Genomic DNA, 26,525 nt, shown 5'->3' on the forward strand with positions numbered 1-26,525 from the left:
AGCGGGCCGTTGCTGCATCACGATCGCGGTGCGATCAGTGCTGGTGACCACCGTCGCCGTGGACGTGGCCGTGTTCGAGCTCTTCCTTGCCGGCTTCGCGCACGTCGACGATCTCGACGTCGAAATGCAGGTCCTTGCCGGCCATCGGATGGTTCAGGTCGACGTCGACCACGCTCATGCCGACCTTCTGCACGGTCACGGCACGCGGGCCGAAGTTGGTCTGCAGCACGACCTGCTGGCCCGGGACCAGCTTGGCGGTACCGAAGTGCTTCTTCGGCACGCGCTGGGACAGGCCATCACGGCGCTCGCCGTAGGCATCGGCCGCCTTGACGTCGACGTCGAAGGTCGCGCCGGCTTCCTTGTCCATCATGGCGTTTTCCAGGCCCGGAATGATGTTGCCGTGGCCGATCAGGATCGCCAGCGGCTCGCCGCGGTCCTTGGACGATTCGATCGGCTCCTGGCCGGCCTCGGAGACGGTGTAGTGGAAGCGGACAACGCGGTCTTTTTCGATCTTCATGCGCAACTCTGTCTGGATCTGCCGGAGGCAGGCGGGTTGGGGCGGGTTGTCGCCCGGCGGGGACGCCGCCATCATGACGGCCAATCCAAGGTCGCGCATTATCCGGAGAACATGCACATCACGCCAGTTTCGTCCGGCACGCGCCGGCTCCTCGCGCCCGCCCTGCTGCTGGCCCTGCCCCTGCTGCTGACCGCCTGCGGCGGCGGCAAGGCCGTCCGTTCCGCACCGCCGCCGCCTGCGGCAAGCTGGCCCAGCACCACGCCGGACAACCCGGAGGCCGCCAATTCAGTGCTGATGCGCGCCATCAGCCTGGTCGGCACGCCCTATCGCTACGGCGGCAACACGCCCGAATCCGGCTTCGACTGCAGCGGCCTGGTCGCTTACGTCTACCGTGAAATGCTGGACCTGAAGCTGCCGCGGACCTCACGCGACCTGGCGGCGGTACAGGGGCCGAAGATCGACCCGAAGCGCCTGGCAACCGGCGATCTGGTCTTTTTTGGCAGTCGCGGCAGTGTCAGCCACGTCGGTATCTACGTGGGCGAAGGTCGATTCGTGCACGCCCCGAGCACCGGCGGAACGGTCCGCCTGGATTCCCTCAGTGGCCCCTATTGGAAGGACCACTACACAGGGGCGAAACGCGTCCTTCGCTAAAATGAACAGGCGATATGTTTAAAACTGTGACAATCATCACGGCGCAACTAACGATTTATTAACGGAATTTTTAACTTATTACTGCTTTTACAGGGCATGATGCCCCATCGTTTTTTTCCTTGTGACCGACGCGTGACGACAAACGACCCGACGTGCCAAGGCCAGACCGCCGCTTCTTCGCGTAGTGTCCGCCCGCTTCTGCTGGGCCTGGCATTGTGTCTGACCAGCCTTCCCGCTTGGTCGCAGTCCGCTCCCACCCGTACCGATGCGACCCCGGCTGCCACCGCCGAGACCGCCCCCCGCGCAGCCGCCAAGGCCGACGCCACCGCTCCGCAGCGCAGCCGCGCCGATGCCGCCGCCAGCGCCACCCTGGCCGCCCTGCTGCCGCACCTGGCCGCCAATGACACCATTCCCCTGATGGACCGCTCGGCCATGGTGGCCGGTGACCTCAGCCGCCTCCTCGCCAATTACGACACCAGCAGCGCCGCCAATGGCAGCGTCGTGGTCGGCAACGCTGCCGACAACGGCAAGGTACAGTCGTTGCTGCGCCGGGCCATGACCCTGCTCGGCACCCCGTACCGTTGGGGCGGCAGCAATCCGGACAGCGGCTTCGACTGCAGTGGCCTGGTCGGTTACGTGTTCCGCTCGGCCCTGGGCATCGAGCTGCCGCGCGTCTCGCGCGAAATGGCGCATGACGCCAATGCCGAACTGATCAACGACCGCGCCGCCCTGGCTGCAGGCGATCTGGTGTTCTTCGGCCGCAAGGGCCGGGTCGACCACGTCGGCATCTATGTGGGCGATGGCCGCTTCCTGCACGCTCCGAGCACCGGCAAGGACGTCCGCGTCGACACCCTGCTCACCGGCTACTGGGGCAACAAGTTCATGCAGGCCCGCCGGGTCGACCTCTGATCCGGGGTCATCTGCGCATTGCCTGAAAAGCCGCTGCCCTGCAGCGGCTTTTTCATTGGGCGGCTGGCCGTAACCGGGGCCGCTGGCCGCTGGCCGCCGCTTGCTGCGTTGGTCCTTGATGTCAAGGTTGCAGTGACCGCGACAGGCCGACCGTGTTCGGCCACAGCATCCCGGCGCGGGGCGGCGCGCCGGGTGCCCGGCTGGGCCGCCCGTGTTGCCTGGGGGAAAGGAATGGCGGCAAGCCTGGAGATTCCATCGCGTTGCGCAATCTGGTTCGGCCAACCGCAGGCAGCCGAGCGTGGTGCGCTGGCGGCGGCCGGTTGGCAACTGCGCTGCGTCAGCCCTGCCCCTGCCATGGCCATCGGCCTGCGCGGCCGCGACCACCTGGTGGCCATCGTCGATCTGCGTCACCTTGATGCCGACGCCGTGCAGCTGCTGCTGCCATGGATCGAGCGGCATCACCACCTGCCCTGGCTCGCCGTGCTGCCCCCTGGACTGGGCAGCGCTCCGCCCGCGTGGGGGCCGCTGCTGCGCGCGTGCCGCGACCAGTTCGCGCTGCCGCTGGAACTGCACGATCTGCTGTCGGCAATGCAGCGGCAATCCGAGGGCGACGACGCGTTGCCGCACATGGTCCGCGAGTCCGGCAACCTGCCGGCGCTGATCGGCGACAGCACCGCCCTGCTGTCGGTGCGCGCCTCCCTGCATAAATTCGCTCCGGTCGACCTGCCGGTGCTGGTCACCGGCGAGACCGGCACCGGCAAGGAGCTGGCCGCACAGGCGCTGCATGCCTTGTCCGGGCGCGCCGGCAAACCGTTCCTGGCGATCAACTGCGGCGCGATCCCTGCCAATCTGGTGCAGTCCGAACTGTTCGGCCACGAGCGTGGGGCCTTCACCGGTGCCGCCCAACGCCGCATCGGTCTGTTTGAAAGTGCCCACGGCGGCACCGTGTTCCTCGATGAAGTCGGCGACCTGCCCGCCGACGCACAGACCAGCCTGCTGCGGGTGCTGCAGGAGGGGACGCTGGAACGGGTCGGCAGCAACCAGCCGCTGCGTGTGGACGTGCGCGTACTGGCAGCCACCCACGTCGAACTCGAACAGGCGGTGGCCCAGGGCCACTTCCGCCGGGACCTTTACTACCGCCTCAATGTTCTGCGCTTGCCGATGCCCGCGCTACGCGAACGTGGCAGCGATGTCCTGCTGTTGGCCGAGCACTTCCTGCGCGGCTTCCGCCAGCGCCACCCCGGCCGCGCACGCGGGTTTGATCCCGGTGCACGCCAGGCCATGCGCGGGTTCGACTGGCCCGGCAACGTACGTGAGTTGTTGAACCGCGTGCAGCGGGCAGCGATCGTGGCCGAAGGCGAGCTGATCAACGCCGCTGACCTGGACCTGGCAGAGCCGGACGCCCCTGCGCGGCGCGCGCTGCTGCAGGATGCGCGTGGCCAGGTGGAGCGCGATGTACTGCTGCAGGCCCTGCGCCAGCATGGCTACAACGTGTCGGCGTGTGCGCGGCACATGCAGATCTCGCGGGTCACGATATACCGGTTGTGCCGCAAGCATCATCTGGAACTGCCGGCGCAGCGCTGACAACGCAGGCCCCTGCGCAGCCGGGCATGCACCGACACCGGCAAAGCGCGGCCATGCAGCGCCGCGCCATGCCGGGCTGCCGCGCTTACAACATGTACGGCACCTTGAATGCCAGCGTGAAGTCCGGCGCATCCGGGGTGAGGCCGATGCCCAGCAGCGTCACCAGCGTGGTGTGCTGGTTCAACGCGTAGGTCACGCCGAGATTGAGCGAGGCCGCATTGGCATCGCTGCCGATCACCTTCACCCATTCACCGCCCTTGAACCGGGTCGAGGCGCGCGTGCTGATCTTGTCGCTGAAGGAAATGCTCAGGCTGGTGCGCTCGTTGAACGCGAATGCCACGCCGGCACCGAAGTACACCGAACCGCCCAGTTTCACATCGCCGGGGTTGACCGTATCCGGGTTGCTGTCGATATCGCTGAAACCGCGCGGGAACGAATGGATGTAGCCGGCGTTGGCGAACAGGATCGCCGGATCGGCGGTCTTCACCATCGAGACGCCCAGGTTGGCCTGCCACACGCCGTTGCCGGTCGGCTGTTCCTGCGGCACCGCGAAGCGGATGTAGTCATCGTCATCGCGCTCGATTACTTTCCAGTCCAACCCATAGGGTGCGCGGCCCGTTGGTGCGGTAACGCCACCGGTCAGCACCGTCTCCGGGCGCCAGCCGCGTTCGGAGAACAGCCGGTAGTTGGCACTCAGGCTGACATCGCCGATGCCGCTGCCGTTGGTTTCTTCCTGCGCGATCGCCGCCGCGGCACCGCCGGCACCGCCCTTCTGGTAGACCGTGCGCCGTGCCAGGTACGGCACGTCCATGTTCAAGGTGAGGTTGGGGCTGACGCCCCAGCGCGCGGCCAGGTTGTAGGTCAACGAATCGGATTCGACGTTCTCGATCGCGATGTTGCCAAGGAAGATCGCATCGAGGGCGAGGAACCCGTTGAGCGTGAGTTGCTTGCGGTCGTAGCGTGCATAGGTGAGGCCGTTTTCGATGGTGAACCGGCGCGAGAACAATGCCGCCTGCTGCTGCTTGACGTCATCCACGCTGCGCCGGGCCTCCTGCTTGGCCTGCTGTGCCTCGGCCGCGCTGCTGGCATAGCCTTCGCTGCTGGGCGGTACCGCGGATGCCGCAGCCGGCGCCAACGGCGCAGCGGGCGTCGCACCGGGGCCTGCGCGACCACTCAGCCGCGCCTGCATCGCCTGCACCTGCATGTCCAGTTCGCGCAGGCGTCGTACCTCCTGTGCGTAATTGACCTTGAGCTGTTCCAGTTGCGCGATCAATGCCTGCATGTCGGCGCCATCACTGGGCGCAGGCTGCTGGGCGAAGGCAGTGGCCGCCAGCGCCGCCAGCGCCAGCGGAGTAAGCCGGTAGAGAGTGTGCATGTCGGTGACCTGCGTTGTACGTCGGTTCCCCCCGACCAGGCCGTGTTACTGGCCTGGGCCCATGCCGCGGTTCATCCCGATCGCCTGGGCCACGTTCTGGCTCAAGGGCAGGTTGTTGGCCGCGGTATTGCGTACCAGCTCCAGCTGCAGCCGGTTGCTGGCGGTCTGTCCATCGCCGGCCAGGGCAATGCCCTGCCCCACGCTGCCATTGCGGATCCACTGCTGTACCAGGCTCTGCCCATCAACCTGCAGCAGCAGGCGCGCCTGGTTGCCATCGAGCATGGCGGTGGCAGTAGCCCCGCCCTGCCGTGCCTGTGCCATGCGGCTGCCGTCATCGCCCAGTGCGGTCGGCACCGCGCCGTCACGCACGGTCAGGGTGGTCACGTTGCGTGCGGTGTTGCCATCGCCGGCCACCTGCACGCTCTGCACCAGTCCGCTGGCATTGGCCAGGCCGGTACTGTCGATGCTGCGCCCTGCCGTTGCCGGCAACGGTGCGTCAGCGGCGGTAACCTGCACGCTTGGCTGGAAGCTCAGCTTGGGGGTGCCGCCATTGCGGAAATCCATGCCCAGGGTCAGCGCGCCCTGCACCACTGCACCGTTGGGTCCCTGCCACTGCGAAATCATCGTCACCCCGAACCAGGCCACGTTGTTGCCGCCAACGGTGTAGCGGCCGCGCATCAGGTTCAGTTCGGGATCGGGTATTTCCTTCAGGCCTCGCCCCGGTGCACCGTCTGCCGCCATCAACGGCGACACCGGCAACATCAGCAGCAGAGCGAGTACTACACGTTGGCATTGCATGATCGTGCCTCCTTCAGAACAGGTCGGCGTGGCTGAAGCCGAAGTCGACCAGTTCGGCATCGGTGATCGGTCCCTGCCGCGCATACAACGCGCGGGCACTGGGCCGTTCGCTGGGTTGCAGCAGCACCGTATTGCGATCGAAGTCGCTGCCGATCACGACGAAAACGGCGCGTGACGGCCAGGCGGCACTGAACTCGGCCAGTGACAGGCTGCGGTTGCCCAGGATCGGATCGGCCACTTCCACCACCCCGTCGCGCACCTGCTTGAGCACGACGAAATGCCGGAAGCCGCGTACATCCATCAGCACCAGTCCAGGAACCCGCAACGTGCGCAGGCGCGATTCATCGATGCGATAACCGCGTCCACGCATGCCCAGCGATTCGACATAGCGTTTGATGTCCAGCAGTGAAAAACCGCGTTCCTTGACCAGCTGTGGATCCGATACCCCCATCATTCCCTCGATCACCGTCGCCTCGGTTGTGTCCAGGTGGTAGGCATAACGCAGGATGGTGGCCAGAGCGGCCGCCCCGCAGCTGTAGTCGGTGTGCTGCCGCACCAGGTTGCGATAACGCCGCTCCTGCATGCTTTCCACCTTCTGCTGCAGCAGCGCGCCATTGGGCAGCACCCCGCTGAACACCACCTCGCCTGCCCAGCCACATGCGCTGGTCAGCAGCAGCAGGCAGGGCAGCAGACGCAACCACCAGCGATGACCGGCCATGCCGTTCTCCACGAAAAGGAAGGAGCCCCTGCCCCAAGGGGGAGGAGGGACAGGGGCCCCCGGGGGAACCCGGCCATTGGCGGATGGCCGGGCTTGTTGCGCTCAACGCAGGTTCGCTGCGAAAGCGGTCACACCGTGGATCACTCGCCGCCGCCGGTCCCACCGCCGGTGCTCGGCTGCGCCACGGCCAATGCCAGGCTGTTGGCCTGCAGGTTGCCGGTACCCGATGCCACGTTCACGCCGATGTTGCCGGATGCGCCGGAGAACGCGCTGCCGGACAGTGCCGAGGTGTTGGTCGCATTGACGTTCACCCAGCGGGTGGTGCTGACCGTGCCGCTGAGGCTGGCATACAGGTCGGCCACGCCCAGCTCGACGAACTGGCTGGTGCCGCTTTCACGCGTATCGAAGCCCAGGCCACCCACTCCCGGCCGGTTCGGGTTCATCGTTGCATTCTGGATCTCGTTGTCCAGATCGATGTGCCCGGTCGCATTGCCACCCGGATGCGGCAGATCGCCACTCCACGAATCGAGGTAGTAGTTGGCCATCTGGTAGGCATTGCCGGTGCCGCGATAGGTACCGGCCCCCACGGCCAGGGTACCGCCTGCCACGCGACCGCTCAGGCCGACCTGCACCGTATCGGTGTAGGACTGCACGAAGCCGGCGTTGGACACGGTGTTGCCGGTGGACACCTGGTTGGAGCTGATGCTCGACTGTGCCATCGCACTGGTTGCCACCGAGGCTGCGAGCGCGTTCTTCTGCTCGTTGTTGTTGCCTGAGGCGATGTTCACGCCGATGTTGCCCGAGGCACCGCCGAAGGCATTGCCACCGAGGCCGGCGGCGTTGGTGACGCCGGAGTTCATGGTGGTGTTGCCGAAGCCGGCCTGGTTGACGAACACCTCGGCGTCGGCCATGCCGAAGCTGAAGGAAGCATCCGCAGCGGACAGCGACGCAGCATTGTCCTGCGCGTTGTTGTCGCCGGCCACCACGTTGAAGCCGAGGTTGCCGGAGGCACCCGCACCGACATCATCGGCGATCGATGCACTGTTGGTGACCAGGCTGTTGCCGGTGAGGTTGTTGCTGATCGACTGGCGGTTGTCGATCACGGCGATGGCTGCCGAATCCAGGTCGATGTCACCGGTGATGGTCGGATCGCCGGAGAAGTTGATGTCCGAGCTCAGCCGCAGATCCTTCTCCAGGTTCACGTCGACGCCGTGGTTGTTCTTTTCCTTGCGCTCGTCGGCCTGGATGTTGCTGTTCTTCTGCACCTGCTCGTTGACGTTCACCGTGCGGGTACGGCTCACGTTCGAGGTGTCGGTGTTGTTGCGTACCGTGGTGTTGGTGCGGGTCCAGTTGCGGACTTCGTTGTCGGTATGGTTGTGCGTGTCGTTGCGGGTTTCGGTCACGACATGGTTGTGGTTGATGTTCGCATTGGCATTCTGGTTGTCCCAGCCATTGGCCGCAGCAGCGGTCGAGGCAGTGGCAATTGCCATGGCGAGTACGGTCTTTTTGACAGTCGCTTTCATGGTGCCCTCTCTCTCATCAGGTGATTGGTTCGGGTGGGTGGTACTCACGGGTTGCCCTGCACGACCAGGCCCAGTACATTGGCCGTATCGTTTCGCGCTCCCGCGATCTGATTGAGTTGCAGGACACCGTCGAAGCCCCGCAGTGCCGTCGACGAAACGCCGACACTGCGGATACCCGCCGCAACACCGTCACCGGTATCGCCCTGCCCCCCTGCTGACGCGATGTCCGAGGCGGCCAACGCCGTGTCATCGGACTCGCGTATTCCTTGCCGGGCCAGCGTCGCGCTGACGACGTTGAGCGTCGTGTTGGCGATGCCGCTGGCCTGGTTGATCGATGCAATGCCGCTGGCGCCTGCCAATGCCTGTCCGGCGATGTGCGCGCTGGCTTCCAGTGGTGCCGAAAGCACGACGTCGTTGCTGTGCTGCTGGCGCGCAGCGATGGCCACGTCGGCGCGGTCGCCGCTGGCCATGCCATGCAGATTGGCCTGGATGTTGAGATCGCCCGCCGCCTGGTTGATGGCGATGGCACCACTGGCACCGGCCAGCGCGCGACCGTCGATGCGGGTTACGTCGAGGTAGGCCAGCATCCCGCTGTAGTCGTCGGCCAGCGCTGTGGCGGGCAATGCCAGCCAGGCCGCCAGCAGCATTGCGCGCTTCACTTGCCACCCGCCTGCGCCGGAGCGCCCAACGGGAACTGCGACAATGCGCCACGCACGGTATCGCCGATGCCGCGCGTGGTATTGCCGACCGCCCCCAGCGGGCCGCTCATCGCACCGCTGAGGCTGCTGCCGCTCATCATCCCCTCGCCCGAGCGTCCAAGGGTTCCGCCCAGGGCCTGCTGCGTCACCCGCTCGACAGTGGTGACGCCGTGCGCGCGCACGCTGCCGGTCTGGCCAGCGCCGAGGCCGGCGTAGTCGTCATCGCTGAGTTCATCCATGCCGCTGGCAGCGCCGCTGCTGCCGAGTGCGGCGGCGATCTCATGCTGCGGTTTCGGATCGGCGATCAACGCCACGCCGGGCGGCGCCATGCGGTAGGCCGGGCGCGTAGACACGTCGCGCAGCAGGACGATCTCACCCGGCTGCGCCTTCACCCCTTGACGGGCACCCGAGGCCGCAGCCACCAGCGGAACGGCCAGCACCAGCAGCAGCGCAAGCCGCCGGCCAGAAACAGTGAAAAGGGTGGTGCTGCCGTCCATGCCGCTCTCCCGGTGCATATGCGCAGGGAGAGAGCAGCTTTCGTGCCAACACCGGAAGTCCGTCGCAGCGGGGGTTTTACGGGTAACACCGCGGCGGCATGACGCCACAGTGTTACAACTTCGTTCGGATTCCGTTCGCCTTAACGCGCAGGAAACACCACTGCGCAAGGCGCCATCGGGGCTGTATCAGTAGTGTTACAGGTACTGATACAGCCCGTTGCAGTGCCGCTTCAGGCGCGCGGCGGACTCGGGTCGGGATCATCGATGCCGACGTTGGTGGACGGGTTGTCGTACACCGTCTGGTCGAGCAGGCCGGTTTCCTTGGCCACCAGCACCGGCACCAGCATCTGTCCGGTCACGTTGGTCATCGTGCGCATCATGTCCAGGATGCGGTCGATCGCATACAGGTAACCGATGGTTTCCAGCGGCAGGTTGGCCGCACTCAGCACCACCGTTGCCATGATCACCGCCGTACCCGGCACGCCGGCGGTACCGAAGCTGCCCAGCACCGAAGCGATCAGCACCACCACGTATTGCTCCGGCGTCAGCGGCACACCGCTGTACTGGGCGATGAACACCGCGCACAGCGCCGGATAGATCGCACCGCAGCCGTCCATCTTGATGCTCGCGCCCAGCGGCACCGCGAACGAACCGTAGTCCTTGTTCACGCCCAGGTTGTGGGTGATCGAGCGCAGCGCGACCGGCATCGCCGCGAAGCTGGAGGAACTGACGAAGGCCACCTGCATGCCCGGCGCCGCGCCACGGAAAAACTTCAGCGGGTTCAGGCCATGCGCCAGTAGCAGCGCGCTGTACACCACCACGATGTGCAGCGCGCAGGCCACGTACAGGGCCAGCACGAAGTGGCCCAGCGGCAGCAGCTTCTCGAAGCCGTAGCTGCCGACCAGGCCGGCAATCAGGCCGAAGGTGCCGATCGGGGTGACTTCCAGCACGAAGCGGGTCACCTGGATCATGATGTCGCTCATCTGCCCGACCAGCTTGCGCGCCTCGGTCACCTTCTCGCCAAGCTTGACGATGGCAAAGCCGACCAGGCCAGCGAAGAAGATCACCGGCAGGATCGAACCACGGCCCGCGGCCAGCACGGTCTCGCCGGCGGCGTTGACCTTGGTGCCGATACCGGACAGCGCGTAGAACACGTTGGATGGCACCACATCCAGCAGCACCTGCACCACGCTGGGTACTTCGCGCGGCACATAGTTGCTGGCCATCGACAACTGCAGGCCACCGGCGCCGGGCTGCAGCACCGTACCCACGCCCAGGCCCACGCATACCGCCAGCGCGGCAGTGATCACAAACCACAGGAACGTGCGCCCGCTGAGCGCGGCGACCGATTTCTGGCCGTGCAGCGAAGAGATCGCGTTGATGACCGCGAAGAACACCAGCGGCACCGCGATCATCTTGATCAGCGTGACGTACAGCTCGCCGAGCGGGCCGAACCAGGTTTCAGCAGCCGGGCCAAGCGCCCAGCCGGCCAGCGCACCGAGCACGAAGCCACCGACCACGCGCTGCCAGAATGGAATCCGCAGCCAGGCAGAGACCAGCTTCATAGGCAATCCAAGGGGGTAGGAAGGGATGCTGGCACGATAGCCCAAGGCGGCCCGCAGAACGACCGCCCGCGTGGCAAATCAGTGTGTCATCGGCGTGCCTTGCGAGGCCGGGCATAATGAACGTCCCGTTACACTTTGTGAGATCCCAGCGTCCATGCGCCGTTCCGTCTCCCTGTTGGCCGCCTGCGCCACGACCCTGCTGCTCGGCGCCTGCGCCAGCACCGCTCCCGCGTCCGCCCCGGCCGGCCTGAAGGTCACCGTTGCCCCCGTCGCCCACCCGGCCGGTGAAACCCCGCAGTGGTGGTACCGCAGCGGCGCTGCGCAGGCAGCGGCGAACGGCGCGATGGCTGGCAAGGCCAAAAACGTCATCCTGTTCCTCGGTGACGGCATGAGCCTGACCACCGTGGCCGCCTCGCGCATCTACGAAGGCCAGCAGAAGGGCAGCTCGGGCGAAGAGAACCTGCTGTCGTGGGAACGCTTCCCCGCCACCGCGTTCAGCAAGACCTACAACACCGACTCGCAGACCCCGGATTCGGCCGGCACCATGACCGCCATCACCACCGGCGTGAAGACCCACATGGGTGCGATCGGCGTCAGTGCCGGCAGCCGCACCGACTGCGCCGACAGCCTGTCCAAGGGCCTGCTGACCTGGCTGCAGCTGGCCGACAGCGCCGGCCTGGCCACTGGCGTTGTCTCCACCGCGCGCCTGACCCACGCCACGCCGGCCGCGACCTATGCGCACTCGCCTGAGCGCAACTGGGAAAACGACACCGACCTGACCGAGGCGGCCAAGGCCGCCGGCTGCAAGGACATCGCGCAGCAGTTGCTGTCGACCTCGCGTTACGGCCGCGGCCCGCTGGTCGCCCTGGGCGGTGGTCGCGGTGAGTTCACCACCGTGGAAGAGCGCGACCCCGAGTACGACGACAAGGTCGGCCAGCGCCTGGACGGCCGCAGCCTGGTGCAGGAATGGCAGCAGGCGCACCCGCAGGGCGCCTACGTCTGGAACAGCAAGCAGCTGCAGGCCGCCGCCAACGCTCCGGCGATCCTCGGCCTGTTCGAGCCCGACCACATGCGCTACGAGTACGAACGCCCGCAGGACCCGGCCGGTGAGCCGAGCCTGGCCGAGCTGACCGCTGCGGCGATCAAGAACCTGTCACGCCATCAGGAAGGCTACGTGCTGATGATCGAAGGCGCGCGCATCGACCACGCCAACCACAGCGGCAACGCCTACCGTGCGCTGACCGAAACCGTGGCCCTGTCCGATGCCGTGCGCGTGGCCAACGAGCTGACCTCGGCCGATGACACCCTGATCATCGTCACTGCCGATCATTCGCACACCCTGAACTTCGTCGGCTACCCGGCCCGCGGCAATCCGATCCTGGGCAAGGTGAAGGACAAGGGTGGCGAAGACGGCGCCGGCAAGCTCGACTATGCGCTGGATGGCAACGGCCAGCCGTACACCACCCTGAGCTACGCCAACGGCCCCGGCCATACCGGCACCAGCAACCAGCAACCGGCCGGTCCGAAGCGTTACCCGCACAACCCCAGCAGCTTCGAGCCGGCCAACGGCCGCCCGAACCTGCACGACGTCGATACCGAGCATCCCGACTACATGCAGGAAGCGCTGGTACCGATGAAGTCCGAATCGCATGGTGGCGAGGACGTCGGCATCTGGGCACGCGGCCCGGGCAGCAAGGCGATCCGCGGCACCCTGGAGCAGAACGCGATCTACCACATGATCGTGCAGGCCACCCCGGCCCTGCGCGATCGCCTGTGCCAGGCCGGCACCTGCGACGACAAGGGCGTACCGGTGGAACTGCCGGCACCGGCCACCTTCGAACGCAAGGCCGAGGCCAAGTGATGGCGCGGCCGGCACGCTCTGCGCTGGGCAGCCTCCGCCGTGCGCGCTGGCTGGCCCTGCTGGGCGTGCTGGCCAGCCCCTGGGCGTCGGCGCAGGGCCCGGCCTGCAAGGTCATGACCGAAGAACACGGGTTGTGGATGCTGCCCGGCTGCGAGGTCGTCGATGACAAGCCGCAGATCAGCGAGGACACCCTGCAGGATCTCCCCTACGACGGCGATGGCCTGGCGCTGGTCCAGACCGCCGATGGCTTCCACTACGTCGACCGTCGCGGCCGCAGCCAGGCGGTGATCGCCTGGGACAACGGCGCAGACCCCCTGCAGGAAGGCCTGTTCCGCGGCCGCATCGGCGATCGCGTGGGTTATTTCAACGCTGCCTTCGAGCAGGTGATTGCGGCCACGTTCGATTTTGCCTGGCCGTTCCAGGATGGCGTGGCCGAGGTCTGCAACGGCTGCCGCCGCGGCACGCCCGATGGCGACGGGCATACGCCGATGGAAGGCGGCGAGTGGTTCCGCATCGATCGTTCCGGTCGTCGAGTGAAGTAAGGGTTTTTCGGCAGGGCTGCGCCCTGCACCTGCCGAAGCAACAGCAACGGCCGAAGCAACAGCAACAGCGGCATTCCGTGGGATGGCGGGGCGGTGTCGGATTGCGGGGACGCCGCAAGTACGTCCTTGTAGGCTTGGCAGCCGCATCCATGCGGCTGACACCCCGCAATCCGACACCGCCCCACCTCTGACAGTTGGCCGGTGGCCAGTAGATCCACGCCATGCGTGGATGAATCTCTTTCAGATATCGAAATCAATCTGGGGTCAGATCCGTTTTCCTACGGAAAACGGATCTGACCCCAAGAGCCATTCCAACAGATCGCGGAGATCTGTCGAAGGCGGGGTGGGTCCGGTTGCGGGGGCGTGAGCGCCATGGGCCCGAGGCATGCCTCGGGCGGGTTGGGCAGGACGCCCAACCCCGGTCTTGCCGTGTGCGCAGGACTGCGCACTCGAGCAAGGCGCGACCGAGCTTACATGGACGTACTTGCAGCGCCCCCCGCAACCGGACCCACCCCGCCATCCCACGGAATGCCGGCTTTTGCTTCGGCTGTTGCTGTTGCTGTTGCTGTTGCTGCTCAGGTTGCCGGCCCGCGGCCGGCACTACCGCTTCGGCGGGTGCAGGGCGCAGCCCTGCCGACTCACCCACCCACCCTATACTTGCCGCCGTGACCGCCTTCCCCGCCCTCGTTCCGCTTGATGCACCGCTGCTGGTCGGCTACAGCGGCGGCCTGGACTCGACCGTGCTGCTGCACTGGCTGTGGCGATCGGCACAGGCCGCCGGCACGCCGCTGCGTGCGACGCACGTACACCATGGCCTGCAACCGGTTGCCGATGACTGGGTGCAGCACTGCCAGCAGCAATGCGCGGTGCTGGGCATCGAACTGGCCGTGCACCACGTGCAGGTCAGCCGTGATGACGGCCATGGCATCGAAGGGGCCGCCCGGCTGGCACGTCGCGCTGCATTCAGCGCCGAGCTGCAGGCCGGGGAAACCCTGGCGCTGGCCCAGCACCAGGACGACCAGGCCGAGACCTTCCTGCTGCGTGCGTTGCGCGGTTCGGGCATCGATGGGCTGGCGGCGATGACCGCTGACAGCCGCCTCGATGGCCATCGGCTGTGGCGGCCACTGCTCGATGTGCCGCGCAGCGCGCTGCAGGCTTACGCGACGACACACGGCCTGCAGTGGATCGAAGACCCCAGCAACGGCGAAGACCACGCCGACCGCAATTTCCTGCGCCTGCGGGTACTGCCACTGCTGCGCCAGCGCTGGCCGCATGCCACTGCCGCATTGGCCGGCAGCGCCGCGCATTGCGCGCAGACCCGTGCATTGCTCGATGAAGAAGACGCCGAACTGCTCGCTCACCTGGAAGTGGCACCCCGGGTGCTGTCGCTGGAGCTGCTGCGCCAGGTTGCACCGGAGCGTGCTGCGCGCGTGCTGCGTGCGTGGGTGCGCCGCCATGGCGCAGCCCCGTTGCCGGCGCATGTGCTGCGGCAAGTACAGAACGAATTGATGGCCGCAGGCGCCGATCGGCAGTCGCAGGTGCGTTGGCAGCAGCACGCCATCCGCCAGTGGCGCCAGCACGCCTACCTGCTGCCGGCAGCGCTGCCGGTCCTGCCGAAGGACTGGCACGCGGCCTGGGACGGCCGTGCACCGCTGCAGCTGCCCGACGGCGGCCAGCTGCGCCTGCTCGGCACGGACCGCTTCGAACATCCGCTGGACCTGCGTGCCCGCCAGGGCGGCGAGCGCATCGTGCTGCCCGGCCGTACGCATTCATCCGCGTTGAAGGATTGCCTGCAGCGCGAGCATCTGGCGCCCTGGCGACGCGCGCAGCTGCCCCTGCTGTTCGACCAGGGGCAGCTGCTGGCGGCCGCCGATGTAGTCATTGCCGCACCGCTGCAGGCCTGGCTGCAGGCACGCAATGCGCAGTTGCAGTGGCATCCGGGCGGCTGGTGAATTGACCCTTGCGCGCGCGCCGTCCACACTTGTCGCATGGCCAAGAAGTCCCCCGAAAACGCCTCCCCGGTCGCCCAGTTCGAGCAGTCGCTCGAATCGCTGGAACAGCTGGTGGAGCAGATGGAAACCGGCGAGTTGAGCCTGGAAGCCTCGCTCAGTGCTTACGAACGTGGTGTTGGTCTGTACCGCCAGTGCCAGCAGGCGCTGGAGCAGGCCGAACTGCGCGTGCGCCTGCTAAGCGATCCGGCCCAGCCCGAAACCGCCGAACCCTTCGATCCGCCCAGCCATGACGGCTGAGGCGTTGTTCGCGCGCTGGCGCGACCGTATCGAAAGCCAGCTCGACGCCGCCCTGCCCTCACCGGCCGAAGCCCCGCAACGCCTGCACCAGGCGATGCGCCATTCCGTGCTCGGTGGCGGCAAGCGCATGCGCCCCTTGCTGGTCTATGCCGCCGGCCAGGTGTTCGGCGCGCCCCTGGACAGGCTTGATGCCGCGGCGATGGCGGTGGAACTGATCCACGCATACTCGCTGGTGCACGACGACCTGCCGGCGATGGACGACGATGCCCTGCGCCGTGGCAAGCCCACCACCCACATCGCCTTCGACGAAGCCACCGCGATCCTCGCCGGCGACGCCCTGCAGACCCGTGCGTTCGGCCTGCTGGCCGATGCACCGCTGCCGGCGGCATTGCGCGTAGCGTGCCTGCAGACCCTGGCCCATGCCTCCGGCGCGGCCGGCATGTGCGGCGGCCAGGCGCTGGACATCGATGCCACCGGCCAGCAGCAGTCGCTGGCAGCCCTCACCCGCATGCATGCGCTGAAGACCGGTGCGCTGATCCGCGCTGCGGTGCGCATGGGCGCGTTGTGCGGTGATGCACCCGAACCCGCGCTGGCCCAGCTCGACGGTTTCGCCGATGCGCTCGGCCTGGCCTTCCAGGTCCGCGATGACATCCTCGATGTCGAAGCCAGTTCCGAACAGCTGGGCAAGACCGCCGGCAAGGACCAGGCCCAGGACAAGAGCACCTTCCCTGCCCTGCTCGGCATGGACGGTGCCAAGGCGCAGCTGCGCGAACTTTCCGCGCGCATGCAGCAGGCACTGGCGGGCTATCACGAAGAAGCCGATGCGCTGCGCGCGCTGGCCACGCTGGCCGTGGAACGCGATCACTGATTGCAGGCATGGATCTGCCGCGCTGCGCGTTTGCCGGGCATGGCCCGGCGCTACCCTACGCGCCATACACGGAAACGCCCGGCATTGCCGGGCGTTTCTTTTTACGTCGTTGATCGTTGCCGCTTACTTGATCAGGCGCAGTGCGAACGGGTAACGGTAGGCTTCACCATTGTTCGCCTTCACCGCAGCGATGATGCTGAAGACCAGGCTGAGCAGGCCGACGATCGGCGCCAGGAATACACCGATGACCACGAAGGTCAGGATGATGCAGACGAACATCGCGATGGCGACGGTGATCTGGAAGTTCAGCGCTTCCTTGGCCTGGTCGGTGACGAAGGCCTTGCTGGCGTCATCCTTGTTGATCAGCCAGATGACCAGGGCACCAATGAAACCGGTGAAGATGCCCAGCAGGTGCGCCACCAGGGCCATGGTGCGCTGGTCAGCGGGTACGCTGCTCGCCGCCGGGACGTTCTCGAATTCGCTCACGACAAAACTCCTTTTTTATTGGGTGGTCTTGACCGACCGGCGGCAAGCCGGTCGCGTCAGGCGGGCCTAGCTTACGCCATCAATGGCATCAATCATTGCCGGCGATCGTCATCCGTCCCACCAGGATCGAGCCGGTGCGGATATGCGAGCGCGGATCGACATCGCTGCCGACCGCCTCGATGGCCATGAACATGTCGCGCAGGTTGCCGGCGATGGTGATGCCATCCACCGGATACTGGATCTGGCCGTTCTCCACGCGGAAGCCGCCGGCGCCGCGCGAGTAGTCACCGGTCACCCCGTTCACCCCCTGCCCCATCAGCTCGGTCACCAGCAGGCCGTTGCCCATCTGCGCGGCGATGTCCTGCAGCGAACCGGCATTGGCCGCCAGCTGCAGGTTGTGCACGCCGCCGGCATTGGCGGTGGTCTGCAGGCCCAGCTTGCGCGCCGAATAGCTGCCCAGCACGTAACGCTGCAGCACACCGTCACGCACCAGGGCCGAGGCACGGGTGGCCACGCCGTCGCCGTCAAAGGCGGCCGAGCGCAGGCCACGGCGCAGGTGCGGCAGCTCTTCGATCTGCATCCAGTCGGGGAACAGCTGCTGGTCGACGCTGTCCAGCAGGAAGCTCGCCTGGCGGTACAGCGCGCCGCCGGAGACCGCCGACAGCAGGTGGCCCACCAGGCTGCGCGCCACTTCCGGCGCGTACAGCACCGGCATGCTGCCGGTCGGCAGCGAACGCGGCTGCAGGCGGGCGATCGTGCGCTCTGCGGCGCGGCGACCGACGCTGGCCGGATCTTCCAGGTCCTCGCGGGCCAGTGCGCCGGTATACCAGCCGTCGCGCTGCATGCCATCGCCGGTGCCGGCGATCAGCGCACAGCCGATCGAATGATGGGTTCCGCGCTCGCGGCCGATGAACCCATGCGAATTGGCGTAGACCGACACGCTCTGCATGCTCGATACCGAGGCGCCATCGGAATTGCGGATCTGCGCATCGGCTTGGCGGCCCGCCGCCTCGCAGGCCAGCGCCAGGTCCACCGCCTCGTCGGCCTGCAGCTCCCAGGGGTGCCAGCCATCCAGTTCGGGGAAGTCGCGGGCCATCAGGTCGGCCTCGGCGAGGCCGGCGGCCGGATCGTCCTCGGTATGGCGGGCGATCGCGCAGGCCTGCTCGACGGTGGCCAGCAGGCTGGCCTCATGCAGGTCGGCGGTGCTGGCACTGCCCTTGCGCTGGCCGAAGTAGACGGTCACGGCAATGCCGCGGTCACGGGTGGACTGCACGGTCTCGACCTCGCCGAGACGGACATTGACCTCCAGCCCACGGTCTTCGCTGCAGCTGACCTCGGCCTGGCTGGCACCCAGCGCGCGGGCACGCTGCAGCAGCTGCTGGGAGATGTCGGCCAGCCGTTCCAGCCGGGCCGGGCTGTCGTCGCCGACGGCGACTTCAGGGGCGATCACGTTCAATGCTTTATCCTGTGCGGGTTGGGCCCGGCATCACGCCGGGCGACTTTTTTTGAAATCAGGTATGGACGATGCGCGGACGCGACGAAGAAACCGGTGAATTCCACGACAAGAGCCGCAGCCAGAACCGGCGCGATGCGCTCGACGTCCTGGCCCTGGGCGAGAAGCTGGTGTCGCTGACCCCGGCCCAGCTGGCGCGCCTGCCGATCCCGGAGGACCTGCTGCCACACATTGCCGAGTGCAAGCGCATCACCGCCCATATCGCGCACAAGCGGCAGCTGGCGTTTCTGGCCAAGCACATGCGCCGCGAGGACGATGCTGCGCTGGACGCGATCCGCGATGCGCTGGATGCCAACAGCGAAACCGGGCGCCGCGAAGTGGCGATGATGCACCGTGTCGAAGACTGGCGCGAACGCCTCATGAATGAAGGCGACAAGGCGCTGGCCGCGCTGCTGGATGACCATCCGCAGGCCGACCGCCAGCAGCTGCGCACGCTGGTGCGCAACGCCCAGGCCGAAAAGGCCAAGAACAAGCCGCCACGCGCCTACCGCGAGATCTTCCAGGTGCTGCGCGCGCTGATGCTGCCGGCCGCGCTCGGCCTGAAGGCGTCCGCTGAGGACGTCGAGGCAGACGAACCGGTCGACGACGCCGACGAGGACTGAGTCCCCGTCGGGCATGGCGGTGGCTGTGGCCATCGCCGTGCTCAGGCCTGGGTACCGCCGACGGTGATGCCCTCGATCAGCAGCGACGGCTGGCCGACACCGACCGGCACACTCTGCCCGTCCTTGCCACAGATGCCCACGCCCTCGTCCAGGGCCAGGTCGTTGCCGACCATGCGCACCTTCTGCATGGTTTCCGGGCCATTGCCGATCAGGGTCGCGCCCTTCACTGGAGCGGTGATCCGGCCGTCCTCGATCAGGTAGGCCTCGGTGGCCGAGAACACGTACTTGCCGCTGGTGATGTCGACCTGGCCGCCGCCGAAATTGACCGCGTACAGGCCCTTCTTCACCGAACGGATCATTTCCTGCGGGTCATGCTGGCCGGCGCGCATGTAGGTGTTGGTCATGCGCGGCATGGTCATGTGCGCGAACGATTCGCGACGGCCGTTGCCGGTCGGCGCCACGCCCATCAGCCGCGCGTTGAGGCTGTCCTGCATGTAGCCGACCAGGATGCCGTCCTCGATCAGCGTGGTGCACTGGGTCGGGTGGCCTTCGTCGTCGATGTTGAGTGAACCACGGCGTCCGTCCAGGGTGCCGTCGTCGACGATGGTCACGCCCGGGGCAGCCACGCGCTCGCCGATTCTGCCGGCGTAGACACTGGTGCCCTTGCGGTTGAAGTCACCTTCCAGGCCATGGCCGACCGCCTCGTGCAGCAGTACGCCCGGCCAGCCCGGGCCCAGCACCACCGGCATCACCCCGGCCGGCGCCGGCACCGCTTCCAGGTTCACCAGGGCCTGCCGCAGCGCCTCGCGCGCAAAGGCTTCCGGGCGGCCATCGGCAAACAGCGCTTCATAGCCATAGCGACCGCCGCCGCCGGCATAACCCGACTCACGGCGGCCGTTCTGCTCGACGATCACCTGCACGTTCAACCGCACCAGCGGGCGCACGTCGGCGCCCAGCACACCATCGGTGCGGGCAACCAGCACGGTATCGACGCCACCGGACAGGCTGACCATCACCTGCTTCACGCGCGGGTCGGCCGCGCGCAGGTAGCCGTCCAGGCGCTTGAGCACCTCGACCTTGGCTTCGTTGCCGATGCCGTCGATCGGGTCCAGCGCCGGATACAGCACGCGCGCATCGCCGCGCAGCAGCGAGCGTCCGGTCTGTGCGCCGCCTTCGCGCGAGATCGCACGTGCCGACTGCGCTGCGGTCAGCAATGCACCGGCATGGATGTCATCGGAATAGGCAAAGCCGGTCTTCTCGCCGGCAATCGCGCGCACGCCCACGCCCTGCTCGATGGAATGGGCGCCGTCCTTGACGATGCCATCTTCCACGCTCCAGCTTTCGCGCCGGGCATGCTGGAAGTACAGGTCGCCGAAGTCGACACCGGGGCCGAGCAGTTGGCCGAAGGTGCGCTCCAGGCCAGCGGTATCCAGGCCACCGGGGCGCAACAGGCGATCTTGGGCAAGCGTCAGGGCGTTGTCAGTCATGGTCTCGATCTGGGGGTGTGAAGGCGGTCAGGCAAGGCCGCCCTGGGGAAACGGGGGCCGCGCTCAGCGCGGTGGCGGTGGTTCGGTGACGGTCGGCGGCACGGCCGGCAACGGCGGCAGGCGCGGCGGCGGTGCGGGTACTGGCGCACGTTCGCGGCTGCGCTCGATCACCTCCACCTTGGGCTCCTTCCAGGGGCCGGTCACCTTGTAGGTGCGGGCACCGATCTCGCCCAATGGCTTGGACAATACCGCATTGGTGGCTGCACCCAGCGCTGCGCCCACCGGGCCGCCGGCCACCGCGCCGACCACGGTCAGCAGATTGCCGGCGCGCGGGTTGACGTCGATGGTCTGGTCGAACTGCTGTTTCCGCAGGTCGGCCTGGCCACGGATGGTGATGTTCGCTGCCGGCCCTTCGATCAACACCTTGTCGGTACGGGCCATGCCCTCTCCGAACTGCACGCTGCCCTCGACCTGGTTGAACGCGAAGCCCTTGGAGAAGAAGTCGCGGAAGTCGAACATCAGCCGCCGCGGCAGCTGGGCGACGCTGAGCAGGCCCAGCACGCGGCCAGCACCCGGCTCCAGCTCCAGCAGCTGACCATTGCGGGCATTCACATCGAGCTGGCCCTGCAGGTTGCCAAGCTGGAAGTCCGACGGACCGCCGGGCCATGAGGCCTGCAGCTGGGCGTGGCCGGAGCCGCCGCGCAGCTGGCCGCCGTAGTCGAGGTTCTGCAGCAACCCGCCCAGGTCTTCACTGCGCACCTGCGCATCAAGCGCGGTTCGCGAACCGCCACCCTTGCCAAGCCAACGGCCACGGATGTCGATCTCCTGGCTGGGGGCGCGGAACTGCAGTTGTTCCACGCTCAGGCCATTGGCGATCGGCCGCGTACGCAGCACGGCCTGGCCCAGCACGACCTTGCCGAACTTCAGGTCGGCGATGTCCAGTGCGAACGGCGGCAGCTTGGCCGGGTCCATGTCGTCGGCACCGGCCTGCACCCGCGCCGGTGCCGCCGTGGCTCCGGGAAGGGTCGGCAGCGATTGCCAGTACACGCGCTCGAGCTGGCCGCTGATGGTGCCGCCATCGGCGTTGGGCACATTCAACTTGCCGGCCAGCGAGGGGCCATCAAGGCGCACGTCCAGCGCCTGCGGGCCAGGATGCAGCTGCAGGCGGGTCTGCTCGAACACGCCGCCGATCAGCATCAGCTGGCCGACCTGCACGTCCACGGCGCGCAGCGGCATCGGGTCGCCATCGCCACCGGCGCCACGGGCCAGGCCGATCCATTCCAGCGCATCCAGGGTCGGGCTGCGGCCATTGATGGTCAGCCCGCTGGGCGGTGGTTCGCGGTCAACGTGGTCGCTGCCCAGGGTGACCTGAACGCCGGTCTGGTTGTTGTGGCTGCGCGCGGCCAGCGCCAGACGCTGGCCGAACGCCACGTCGATGCGGCCGGCGCCCATCGGCAGCTGTGCGGCCACGGTGGTCGGCAGCGGTTCGTTGGCCGGCTTCTGCAGCGGTGCCGGCAGGTCCAGGCGGGTGCCCAGCAGATCCGAGCGCAGGCGCAGCTCGCTGGGCGGCGCTGGTGTACCCGGCGCGACCTTCGGCAGGTTCACCGCGATGGTCCACGGCGAGGTACCGTTGATGTAGGGCTTCAGCCAGGCCATTTCCGGTGCGCGGTCGATCAGCACGCCCGCATCGAGCGTGGCGGCCAGTTCCGATTCGAAGGCCAGCTTGGGGTCACGCACGAATCCACCGGCGCGCAGGCTCAGCCGGCCGTCCTGGCCGAGGTGGCGCACTGCCAGTTCCTCGGCGGCGAAGCCGGCGTTGCTGTAGCGGGCCTGCCCGCGCATGTTGTCGAATTCCAGCTGGAAGCGCTTGTCGACCAGCTTCAGCCCGGCCAGGTCCACCGTGCCCTGCAGGTGGCCGCCGCCCTGGTCATGATGCAGGGGCTGCAACAGGTCGAAATGCACGTTGGCCGGCCCGCTTGCCGCGAGGTTGTCCAGGGTGTCGCCGTATTCCTTGTGCAGCGGGCTCTGCCGCAGCATCGCCAGCAACTTGCCGGCGTCGCCCTGGCTGTCGGCGCGCACGTACAGTGGCTGCTGGCCGAAATCCTGGATGCCGGCTTCGAATGTCTGTACTGCCACGCCGGCCAGATCGCCGCTCCCCTGCATGTGGAAGCCAGGGCCGATGAAGGCGACATCGGCATCGACCTGGCCCATCAACGGCCAATCGTGCTGGAAGCGGATGTCACCGTTGCTGATGTGGCCGGTGGCCTCGAAGCGGCCATCGTTGTTGTCGAACGGCCAGTCGTCCAGGTCACCACTGACCAGGCCGATGCCGTTGCGCACCTGGCCGCCGGCCAAGGCCATGTCCAGCCAGTCGGTGGCGCCCTTGCTCATCCTGGAATGGATCCAGAAACGCTTGGCCGCGGTCATCGGTACGTCGTCCAGCTTGGCCGCCAGCTGCATCCACGGCCGGGTGCCATCGCCCTGGAACCAGAGACCACCGCGCACGTCGGCAGCGTAGTCGGTGCCTTCCACACGCATCGCCGGGGTGCCGATGCGCCAGCCACCGGCCTCGTCGCGCCAACCGACGATCTGCCCGGCAAGATGCAGGTCGTGACGCACGCCGAAACCGGTCGGCCAATCGAACTGCAGCTGGCGCTGGGGTTGCAGCTGCAGGCTGAAGCCGTTGGCATCGCCCTCGAAGCGGCCGCCCAGGCCGCGCAGGCCCGGCGAGTTGCCAACACTGGCAAAGCCCAGCGACTGCAGTTCGCCCTGCACCCACAACGGGCCATCCTGCTGGCCGCGCAACTGCAGCTGCGCCACGTCCAGCTGCGGCTTGGCCAGGTACAGCCAATGCCGCAGGCCCGCGTCCAGGCGGTCGCTGAGCGCCAGCGCGCGCAACGCGGTACCCGCCTGCGCTGCTGCGGCCTGCACCTGCATCTGCTTGCCCACCCGCAGTTGCAGCCCGTCCAGCTGCTGCTGGCTGCCATCGGCCTGCAGGCGCAGGCGCGGCACCTGCAGCGCCCAGCCTTCTGCCGTCCGCTGCCAACGCAGGCGCGCCTGCAGCCGTTGCAATTGAATTTCCGGGCGCGCCACGCCAGGCATCGGCGCGCCTTCGACACGCAGATCACGCAGGTCCGAATCGGTGGTCAGCGCCACCGGGGCGAAATCACGCAGGGTCAGCCACAGGTTGAGCTCGCCCTTGCCCTCGCGCAGGCGCATGCCGCCGGCCGCCAGCAACGGCGCCCAGGAACGGAAATCGATCGGATCGGCGCCTACCCAGGCCTCGCCGTTGCCGCGCTGGCGATCCAGGTCCAGCACCGCCGTCAGCGGCAAGGCGTCGGTCTGTGCCCAGGCACGCACGCCCACCCGCAGGCGGTCGCCATCCACGCGCAGGCGCAGGTCGATACGTGGCAGGGTGGCGTCGACACCCAGTGCTGGCGCATGCACGCCGAGGCGGCCACCAATCACCTGCAGTTCGCCCAGCCGGCGCAACGCATCCAGCGGATCGCCGCCAGCGCGGGACTGCGGCAGGCCGCGCACCGACCAGCGGCCATCGGCGGCCTGCTGCAGGTCCAGCGCCAGGTCGCGCAGGCGCAGTTCGGTCAGCGAGCGGCCCGGCAGCAGGCCGCTGTACATCGACACCAGCACCTCGGCATCGCCGATGGCCAGGCCCTGGCCCGCGCCGATGCGCAGGCCCTTCAACTGCAGCAGTGGACCACGTCGGGTCCAGGCGGTGTCCAGGCGTTCGAAGCGCACCGGTTGCCCGGCGCGCGTGCTCAGCCAGGCCGCGATCCGGTCCGGATGGCGCTCAGCCAGCGGCAACAGCTGGCTGAGGGTGCCGACCAGCAGGGCAAGCCCGACCAGGCCAACCGCGCATGCGGCGATGAAATGACGGCGGATCCTTCGCAGTCGCAGGCGCGGCGGCGCGCTCATCGGCCACCGAAGGCAGACAGTCGGCCTGGATCAGAGCAGAACAACATCGAACTGCTCCTGCAGGTACTGCTCGTCCGCCTGGAAGCGGATGCTCTTGCCGAGGAACTCCTCCAGCTCGGCCACGGCCGTGGATTCCTCATCGGTGATCCGCGCCACCACCTTGCTGGACGCGATGACCAGCAGGCGCGCGGCATCGAACTGGCGCACCGCGCGGGTGATCTCGCGGAAGATCTCGTAGGTCACCGTTTCGGTGGTCTTGATGGTGCCGCGGCCACTGCACTGCGGGCAGGTTTCCGACAGCTGGCGCTCCAGGCTTTCCACCGTGCGCTTGCGGGTCATCTCCACCAGGCCCAGCGGCGAGAAGTCGTACACCGTGGTCTTGGCATGGTCGCGGGCCAGCGCCTTTTCCAGGGTACGCAGTACCTGGCGGCGATGTTCGGCGTCATCCATGTCGATGAAGTCGATGATGATGATGCCGCCCAGGTTGCGCAGGCGCAGCTGCCTGGCCACCGCCTGCGCGGCCTCCAGGTTGGTGCGGAACACCGTCTCTTCCAGGTTGCGCTGGCCGAGGAACGAGCCGGTATTGACGTCGATGGTGGTCATCGCCTCGGTCTGGTCGATCACCAGGTAGCCACCGGATTTCAGCGGTACCTGCTTGTCCAGCGCACGGCCGATCTCGTCCTCGACCCCGAACATGTCGAAGATCGGACGATCGCCGCTGTACAGCTCGATCTTCTCCGCCAGCACCGGCATGTACTTGGCCACGAACGCCTGCAGCTGGGCGAAGGTCTCCTTCGAGTCCACCTTGACCTTGTCCACGTCCTTGCGGATCAGGTCGCGCACCGAACGCAGCGGCAGGCTCAGGTCTTCATAGATGTTGCTGCACGACGCCGCCTCGCGGCCGCGGCGCTCGACCACGTTCCACACCCGTGACAGGTAGGCGATGTCTTCGGCGATGGCCTCGGCCGGCTGGCCCTCGGCATTGGTGCGCACGATGTAGCCGTAGCCGCCGTGCTGGGCCGACAGTTCGGTCACCAGCGCTTTCAGCCGCGCGCGCTCGCCTTCGTCCTCGATGCGCGCCGACACGCCCACCACCTTCGACTGCGGCAGCAGCACCATGTAGCGCGAGGGAATGCTGATCTGGGTGGTCAGGCGTGCGCCCTTGGTCCCGATCGGATCCTTCACCACCTGCACCACGATGTCCTGGCCGTCGCGCAGCAGCTCCACGATCGGCACGCTGGACGGCGGCGGCAGGGTCGTGTTCTCGGTATCGGCGCTGGCCACCGGCGCCGGCCGCACCACGTCGTTGGCGTGCAGGAACGCGGCGCGCTCCAGGCCCACTTCGACAAATGCGGCCTGCATGCCCGGCATGACCCGCTGCACCTTGCCCTTGTAGATGTTGCCGACCACACCCCGGCGCCAACCGCGCTCGATGTGCAGTTCCTGCAGCATGCCGTTCTCGATCACCGCGACCCGGGTTTCGCGCGGGGTCACATTGACCAGGATTTCCTCAGACATCGGCAGCCTCCCTGGCGGCATCAGCAGTTGGGGCCAGCACGCCGCAGCGTGCCAGCAGACGATCGGTATGCAGCAACGGCAGCCCCATGACACCGGAGTAGCTGCCGGAAAGGTGTTCGATCCAGCGCTCGGCACCGCCCTGGATGGCATAGGCACCCGCCTTGTCCAGCGGCTCGCCGGTGGCGACGTAGGCAGCGATGTCGGCGGACTCGATGGCGGCGAAGGTGACCTCGGAAACAACCAGTTCGCTGTCCAGCCCGCGCGCGTCCACCACCACCACGGCGGTCATCACCTGATGGGTGCGCCCGGCCAGCCGTGCCAGCATCGCCCGCGCGTCGGCCGCGTTGGCCGGCTTGCCGAATACTTCGCCATCGAGCACCACTTCGGTATCCGAGCCCAGCACCCGCGCCTGCGGGTCATCGGCCAGCACCCGTGCCAGGCCGGCGCGCGCCTTGTCGGCGGCGACCCGGCAGACATAGTCCTGGGCACTTTCAGAGGCCGCGCGCTGCTCGACGACCTCCAGGTCCAACGCCTGGAAAGGGTGTCCGAGTCGGGCCAGCAGCTGGTTGCGTCGGGGGGAGCGGGAAGCAAGATAGAGCATCGACACAGCATAACCTGACGCCGGTACCTG

General features: G+C 67.5%; 23 protein-coding genes. 9 read left to right on the plus strand and 14 right to left on the minus strand.

What is annotated here, in order from left to right; all coding sequences use genetic code 11:
• Positions 1-34: 34 nt before the first annotated feature.
• Positions 35-517: a peptidylprolyl isomerase gene (locus tag CLM74_RS15345; RefSeq protein ID WP_025876084.1), complete on the minus strand. Its 483-nt coding sequence runs from the start codon at positions 515-517 to the stop codon at positions 35-37.
• A gap of 111 nt (positions 518-628) precedes the next feature.
• Here CLM74_RS15345 and CLM74_RS15350 point away from each other — a divergent pair, with 111 nt between their 5' ends.
• The 3 genes from CLM74_RS15350 (at position 629) to CLM74_RS15360 (ending at position 3,661) form a co-directional block, all read left to right on the plus strand.
• Positions 629-1,168, plus strand: coding sequence for a C40 family peptidase (locus tag CLM74_RS15350; protein ID WP_025876082.1), 540 nt, complete (start codon positions 629-631; stop codon positions 1,166-1,168).
• A gap of 132 nt (positions 1,169-1,300) precedes the next feature.
• Complete coding sequence (locus CLM74_RS15355) at positions 1,301-2,077, plus strand: C40 family peptidase (RefSeq protein WP_033831682.1); 777 nt, start codon at positions 1,301-1,303, stop codon at positions 2,075-2,077.
• A 231-nt stretch (positions 2,078-2,308) separates the two neighbouring features.
• Positions 2,309-3,661 carry a sigma-54 dependent transcriptional regulator gene (locus CLM74_RS15360; protein ID WP_033831683.1) on the plus strand — a complete coding sequence of 451 codons (1,353 nt, stop codon included), beginning with the start codon at positions 2,309-2,311 and terminating at the stop codon, positions 3,659-3,661.
• Between the two features lie 85 nt (positions 3,662-3,746).
• On the opposite strand, the gene CLM74_RS15365 is transcribed toward CLM74_RS15360, so the two are convergent.
• The 7 genes from CLM74_RS15365 to CLM74_RS15395 form a co-directional block, all read right to left on the minus strand.
• The gene (locus tag CLM74_RS15365; protein WP_032975045.1) at positions 3,747-5,036 is read right to left on the minus strand and encodes a transporter; all 1,290 of its coding nucleotides are present in this window, start codon (positions 5,034-5,036) and stop codon (positions 3,747-3,749) included.
• A 45-nt stretch (positions 5,037-5,081) separates the two neighbouring features.
• Complete coding sequence (locus CLM74_RS15370; protein WP_105164449.1) at positions 5,082-5,834, minus strand: hypothetical protein; 753 nt, start codon at positions 5,832-5,834, stop codon at positions 5,082-5,084.
• A gap of 13 nt (positions 5,835-5,847) precedes the next feature.
• Complete coding sequence (locus CLM74_RS15375) at positions 5,848-6,552, minus strand: C39 family peptidase (RefSeq protein ID WP_025876073.1); 705 nt, start codon at positions 6,550-6,552, stop codon at positions 5,848-5,850.
• A gap of 140 nt (positions 6,553-6,692) precedes the next feature.
• The gene (locus CLM74_RS15380; RefSeq protein WP_025876071.1) at positions 6,693-8,075 is read right to left on the minus strand and encodes a hypothetical protein; all 1,383 of its coding nucleotides are present in this window, start codon (positions 8,073-8,075) and stop codon (positions 6,693-6,695) included.
• Positions 8,076-8,119: 44 nt separating this feature from the next.
• Entirely contained in the window at positions 8,120-8,722 is a 603-nt protein-coding gene (locus tag CLM74_RS15385; RefSeq protein ID WP_051501624.1) for a hypothetical protein, read from the minus strand.
• A gap of 8 nt (positions 8,723-8,730) precedes the next feature.
• Entirely contained in the window at positions 8,731-9,270 is a 540-nt protein-coding gene (locus tag CLM74_RS15390; RefSeq protein WP_105164450.1) for a hypothetical protein, read from the minus strand.
• Positions 9,271-9,500: 230 nt separating this feature from the next.
• Positions 9,501-10,835, minus strand: a complete 1,335-nt coding sequence (locus CLM74_RS15395) for a dicarboxylate/amino acid:cation symporter (RefSeq protein WP_025876066.1) — start codon at positions 10,833-10,835, stop codon at positions 9,501-9,503.
• A 154-nt stretch (positions 10,836-10,989) separates the two neighbouring features.
• Here CLM74_RS15395 and CLM74_RS15400 point away from each other — a divergent pair, with 154 nt between their 5' ends.
• The 5 genes from CLM74_RS15400 to CLM74_RS15425 all read left to right on the plus strand — a co-directional run bounded on the left by CLM74_RS15400 (position 10,990) and on the right by CLM74_RS15425 (position 16,355).
• The gene (locus CLM74_RS15400) at positions 10,990-12,696 is read left to right on the plus strand and encodes an alkaline phosphatase (RefSeq protein WP_105164451.1); all 1,707 of its coding nucleotides are present in this window, start codon (positions 10,990-10,992) and stop codon (positions 12,694-12,696) included.
• Entirely contained in the window at positions 12,693-13,238 is a 546-nt protein-coding gene (locus CLM74_RS15405; RefSeq protein ID WP_105164452.1) for a WG repeat-containing protein, read from the plus strand. The genes CLM74_RS15400 and CLM74_RS15405 overlap by 4 nt, the downstream gene beginning before the upstream one ends.
• 665 nt (positions 13,239-13,903) lie before the next feature.
• On the plus strand, positions 13,904-15,190 hold the full coding sequence (tilS, locus tag CLM74_RS15415) for a tRNA lysidine(34) synthetase TilS (protein WP_105164454.1): 1,287 nt from the start codon (positions 13,904-13,906) through the stop codon (positions 15,188-15,190).
• A gap of 36 nt (positions 15,191-15,226) precedes the next feature.
• Positions 15,227-15,487: an exodeoxyribonuclease VII small subunit gene (locus tag CLM74_RS15420; RefSeq protein ID WP_006381978.1), complete on the plus strand. Its 261-nt coding sequence runs from the start codon at positions 15,227-15,229 to the stop codon at positions 15,485-15,487.
• Positions 15,477-16,355, plus strand: coding sequence for a farnesyl diphosphate synthase (locus CLM74_RS15425; protein ID WP_100436735.1), 879 nt, complete (start codon positions 15,477-15,479; stop codon positions 16,353-16,355). The genes CLM74_RS15420 and CLM74_RS15425 overlap by 11 nt, the downstream gene beginning before the upstream one ends.
• Positions 16,356-16,478: 123 nt before the next feature.
• On the opposite strand, the gene CLM74_RS15430 is transcribed toward CLM74_RS15425, so the two are convergent.
• Positions 16,479-16,841, minus strand: a complete 363-nt coding sequence (locus tag CLM74_RS15430; protein ID WP_025879282.1) for a DUF4870 domain-containing protein — start codon at positions 16,839-16,841, stop codon at positions 16,479-16,481.
• Between the two features lie 88 nt (positions 16,842-16,929).
• Positions 16,930-18,297 carry a metalloprotease PmbA gene (pmbA, locus tag CLM74_RS15435; protein ID WP_025879283.1) on the minus strand — a complete coding sequence of 456 codons (1,368 nt, stop codon included), beginning with the start codon at positions 18,295-18,297 and terminating at the stop codon, positions 16,930-16,932.
• Between the two features lie 68 nt (positions 18,298-18,365).
• Here pmbA and yjgA point away from each other — a divergent pair, with 68 nt between their 5' ends.
• Positions 18,366-18,956, plus strand: coding sequence for a ribosome biogenesis factor YjgA (yjgA, locus tag CLM74_RS15440; protein WP_025879284.1), 591 nt, complete (start codon positions 18,366-18,368; stop codon positions 18,954-18,956).
• Between the two features lie 41 nt (positions 18,957-18,997).
• On the opposite strand, the gene tldD is transcribed toward yjgA, so the two are convergent.
• The 4 genes from tldD to CLM74_RS15460 all read right to left on the minus strand — a co-directional run bounded on the left by tldD (position 18,998) and on the right by CLM74_RS15460 (position 26,495).
• On the minus strand, positions 18,998-20,443 hold the full coding sequence (gene tldD / locus CLM74_RS15445; RefSeq protein WP_025879285.1) for a metalloprotease TldD: 1,446 nt from the start codon (positions 20,441-20,443) through the stop codon (positions 18,998-19,000).
• 63 nt (positions 20,444-20,506) lie between these two features.
• Positions 20,507-24,376 carry a YhdP family protein gene (locus CLM74_RS15450; RefSeq protein ID WP_105164455.1) on the minus strand — a complete coding sequence of 1,290 codons (3,870 nt, stop codon included), beginning with the start codon at positions 24,374-24,376 and terminating at the stop codon, positions 20,507-20,509.
• 30 nt (positions 24,377-24,406) lie between these two features.
• Complete coding sequence (rng, locus tag CLM74_RS15455; protein ID WP_025879287.1) at positions 24,407-25,894, minus strand: ribonuclease G; 1,488 nt, start codon at positions 25,892-25,894, stop codon at positions 24,407-24,409.
• On the minus strand, positions 25,887-26,495 hold the full coding sequence (locus CLM74_RS15460) for a Maf family nucleotide pyrophosphatase (protein WP_025879288.1): 609 nt from the start codon (positions 26,493-26,495) through the stop codon (positions 25,887-25,889). Before CLM74_RS15460 ends, rng begins: the two co-directional genes overlap by 8 nt.
• Positions 26,496-26,525: the final 30 nt, after the last annotated feature.

Source organism: Stenotrophomonas sp. MYb57, from assembly GCF_002966815.1.
Classification (GTDB): domain Bacteria; phylum Pseudomonadota; class Gammaproteobacteria; order Xanthomonadales; family Xanthomonadaceae; genus Stenotrophomonas; species Stenotrophomonas indicatrix.

Excerpts from the sequence above, each read along its gene's own strand:
- CLM74_RS15345 (WP_025876084.1), bottom strand. The coding sequence starts at position 517 with ATGAAGATCGAAAAAGACCGCGTTGTCCGCTTCCACTACACCGTCTCC.
- CLM74_RS15350 (WP_025876082.1), top strand. The coding sequence starts at position 629 with ATGCACATCACGCCAGTTTCGTCCGGCACGCGCCGGCTCCTCGCGCCC.
- CLM74_RS15360 (WP_033831683.1), top strand. The coding sequence starts at position 2,309 with ATGGCGGCAAGCCTGGAGATTCCATCGCGTTGCGCAATCTGGTTCGGC.
- CLM74_RS15365 (WP_032975045.1), bottom strand. The coding sequence starts at position 5,036 with ATGCACACTCTCTACCGGCTTACTCCGCTGGCGCTGGCGGCGCTGGCG.
- CLM74_RS15370 (WP_105164449.1), bottom strand. The coding sequence starts at position 5,834 with ATGCAATGCCAACGTGTAGTACTCGCTCTGCTGCTGATGTTGCCGGTG.
- CLM74_RS15375 (WP_025876073.1), bottom strand. The coding sequence starts at position 6,552 with ATGGCCGGTCATCGCTGGTGGTTGCGTCTGCTGCCCTGCCTGCTGCTG.
- CLM74_RS15380 (WP_025876071.1), bottom strand. The coding sequence starts at position 8,075 with ATGAAAGCGACTGTCAAAAAGACCGTACTCGCCATGGCAATTGCCACT.
- CLM74_RS15385 (WP_051501624.1), bottom strand. The coding sequence starts at position 8,722 with ATGCTGCTGGCGGCCTGGCTGGCATTGCCCGCCACAGCGCTGGCCGAC.
- CLM74_RS15390 (WP_105164450.1), bottom strand. The coding sequence starts at position 9,270 with ATGGACGGCAGCACCACCCTTTTCACTGTTTCTGGCCGGCGGCTTGCG.
- CLM74_RS15395 (WP_025876066.1), bottom strand. The coding sequence starts at position 10,835 with ATGAAGCTGGTCTCTGCCTGGCTGCGGATTCCATTCTGGCAGCGCGTG.
- CLM74_RS15400 (WP_105164451.1), top strand. The coding sequence starts at position 10,990 with ATGCGCCGTTCCGTCTCCCTGTTGGCCGCCTGCGCCACGACCCTGCTG.
- CLM74_RS15420 (WP_006381978.1), top strand. The coding sequence starts at position 15,227 with ATGGCCAAGAAGTCCCCCGAAAACGCCTCCCCGGTCGCCCAGTTCGAG.
- CLM74_RS15425 (WP_100436735.1), top strand. The coding sequence starts at position 15,477 with ATGACGGCTGAGGCGTTGTTCGCGCGCTGGCGCGACCGTATCGAAAGC.
- yjgA (WP_025879284.1), top strand. The coding sequence starts at position 18,366 with ATGCGCGGACGCGACGAAGAAACCGGTGAATTCCACGACAAGAGCCGC.
- tldD (WP_025879285.1), bottom strand. The coding sequence starts at position 20,443 with ATGACTGACAACGCCCTGACGCTTGCCCAAGATCGCCTGTTGCGCCCC.
- CLM74_RS15450 (WP_105164455.1), bottom strand. The coding sequence starts at position 24,376 with ATGAGCGCGCCGCCGCGCCTGCGACTGCGAAGGATCCGCCGTCATTTC.
- rng (WP_025879287.1), bottom strand. The coding sequence starts at position 25,894 with ATGTCTGAGGAAATCCTGGTCAATGTGACCCCGCGCGAAACCCGGGTC.
- CLM74_RS15460 (WP_025879288.1), bottom strand. The coding sequence starts at position 26,495 with ATGCTCTATCTTGCTTCCCGCTCCCCCCGACGCAACCAGCTGCTGGCC.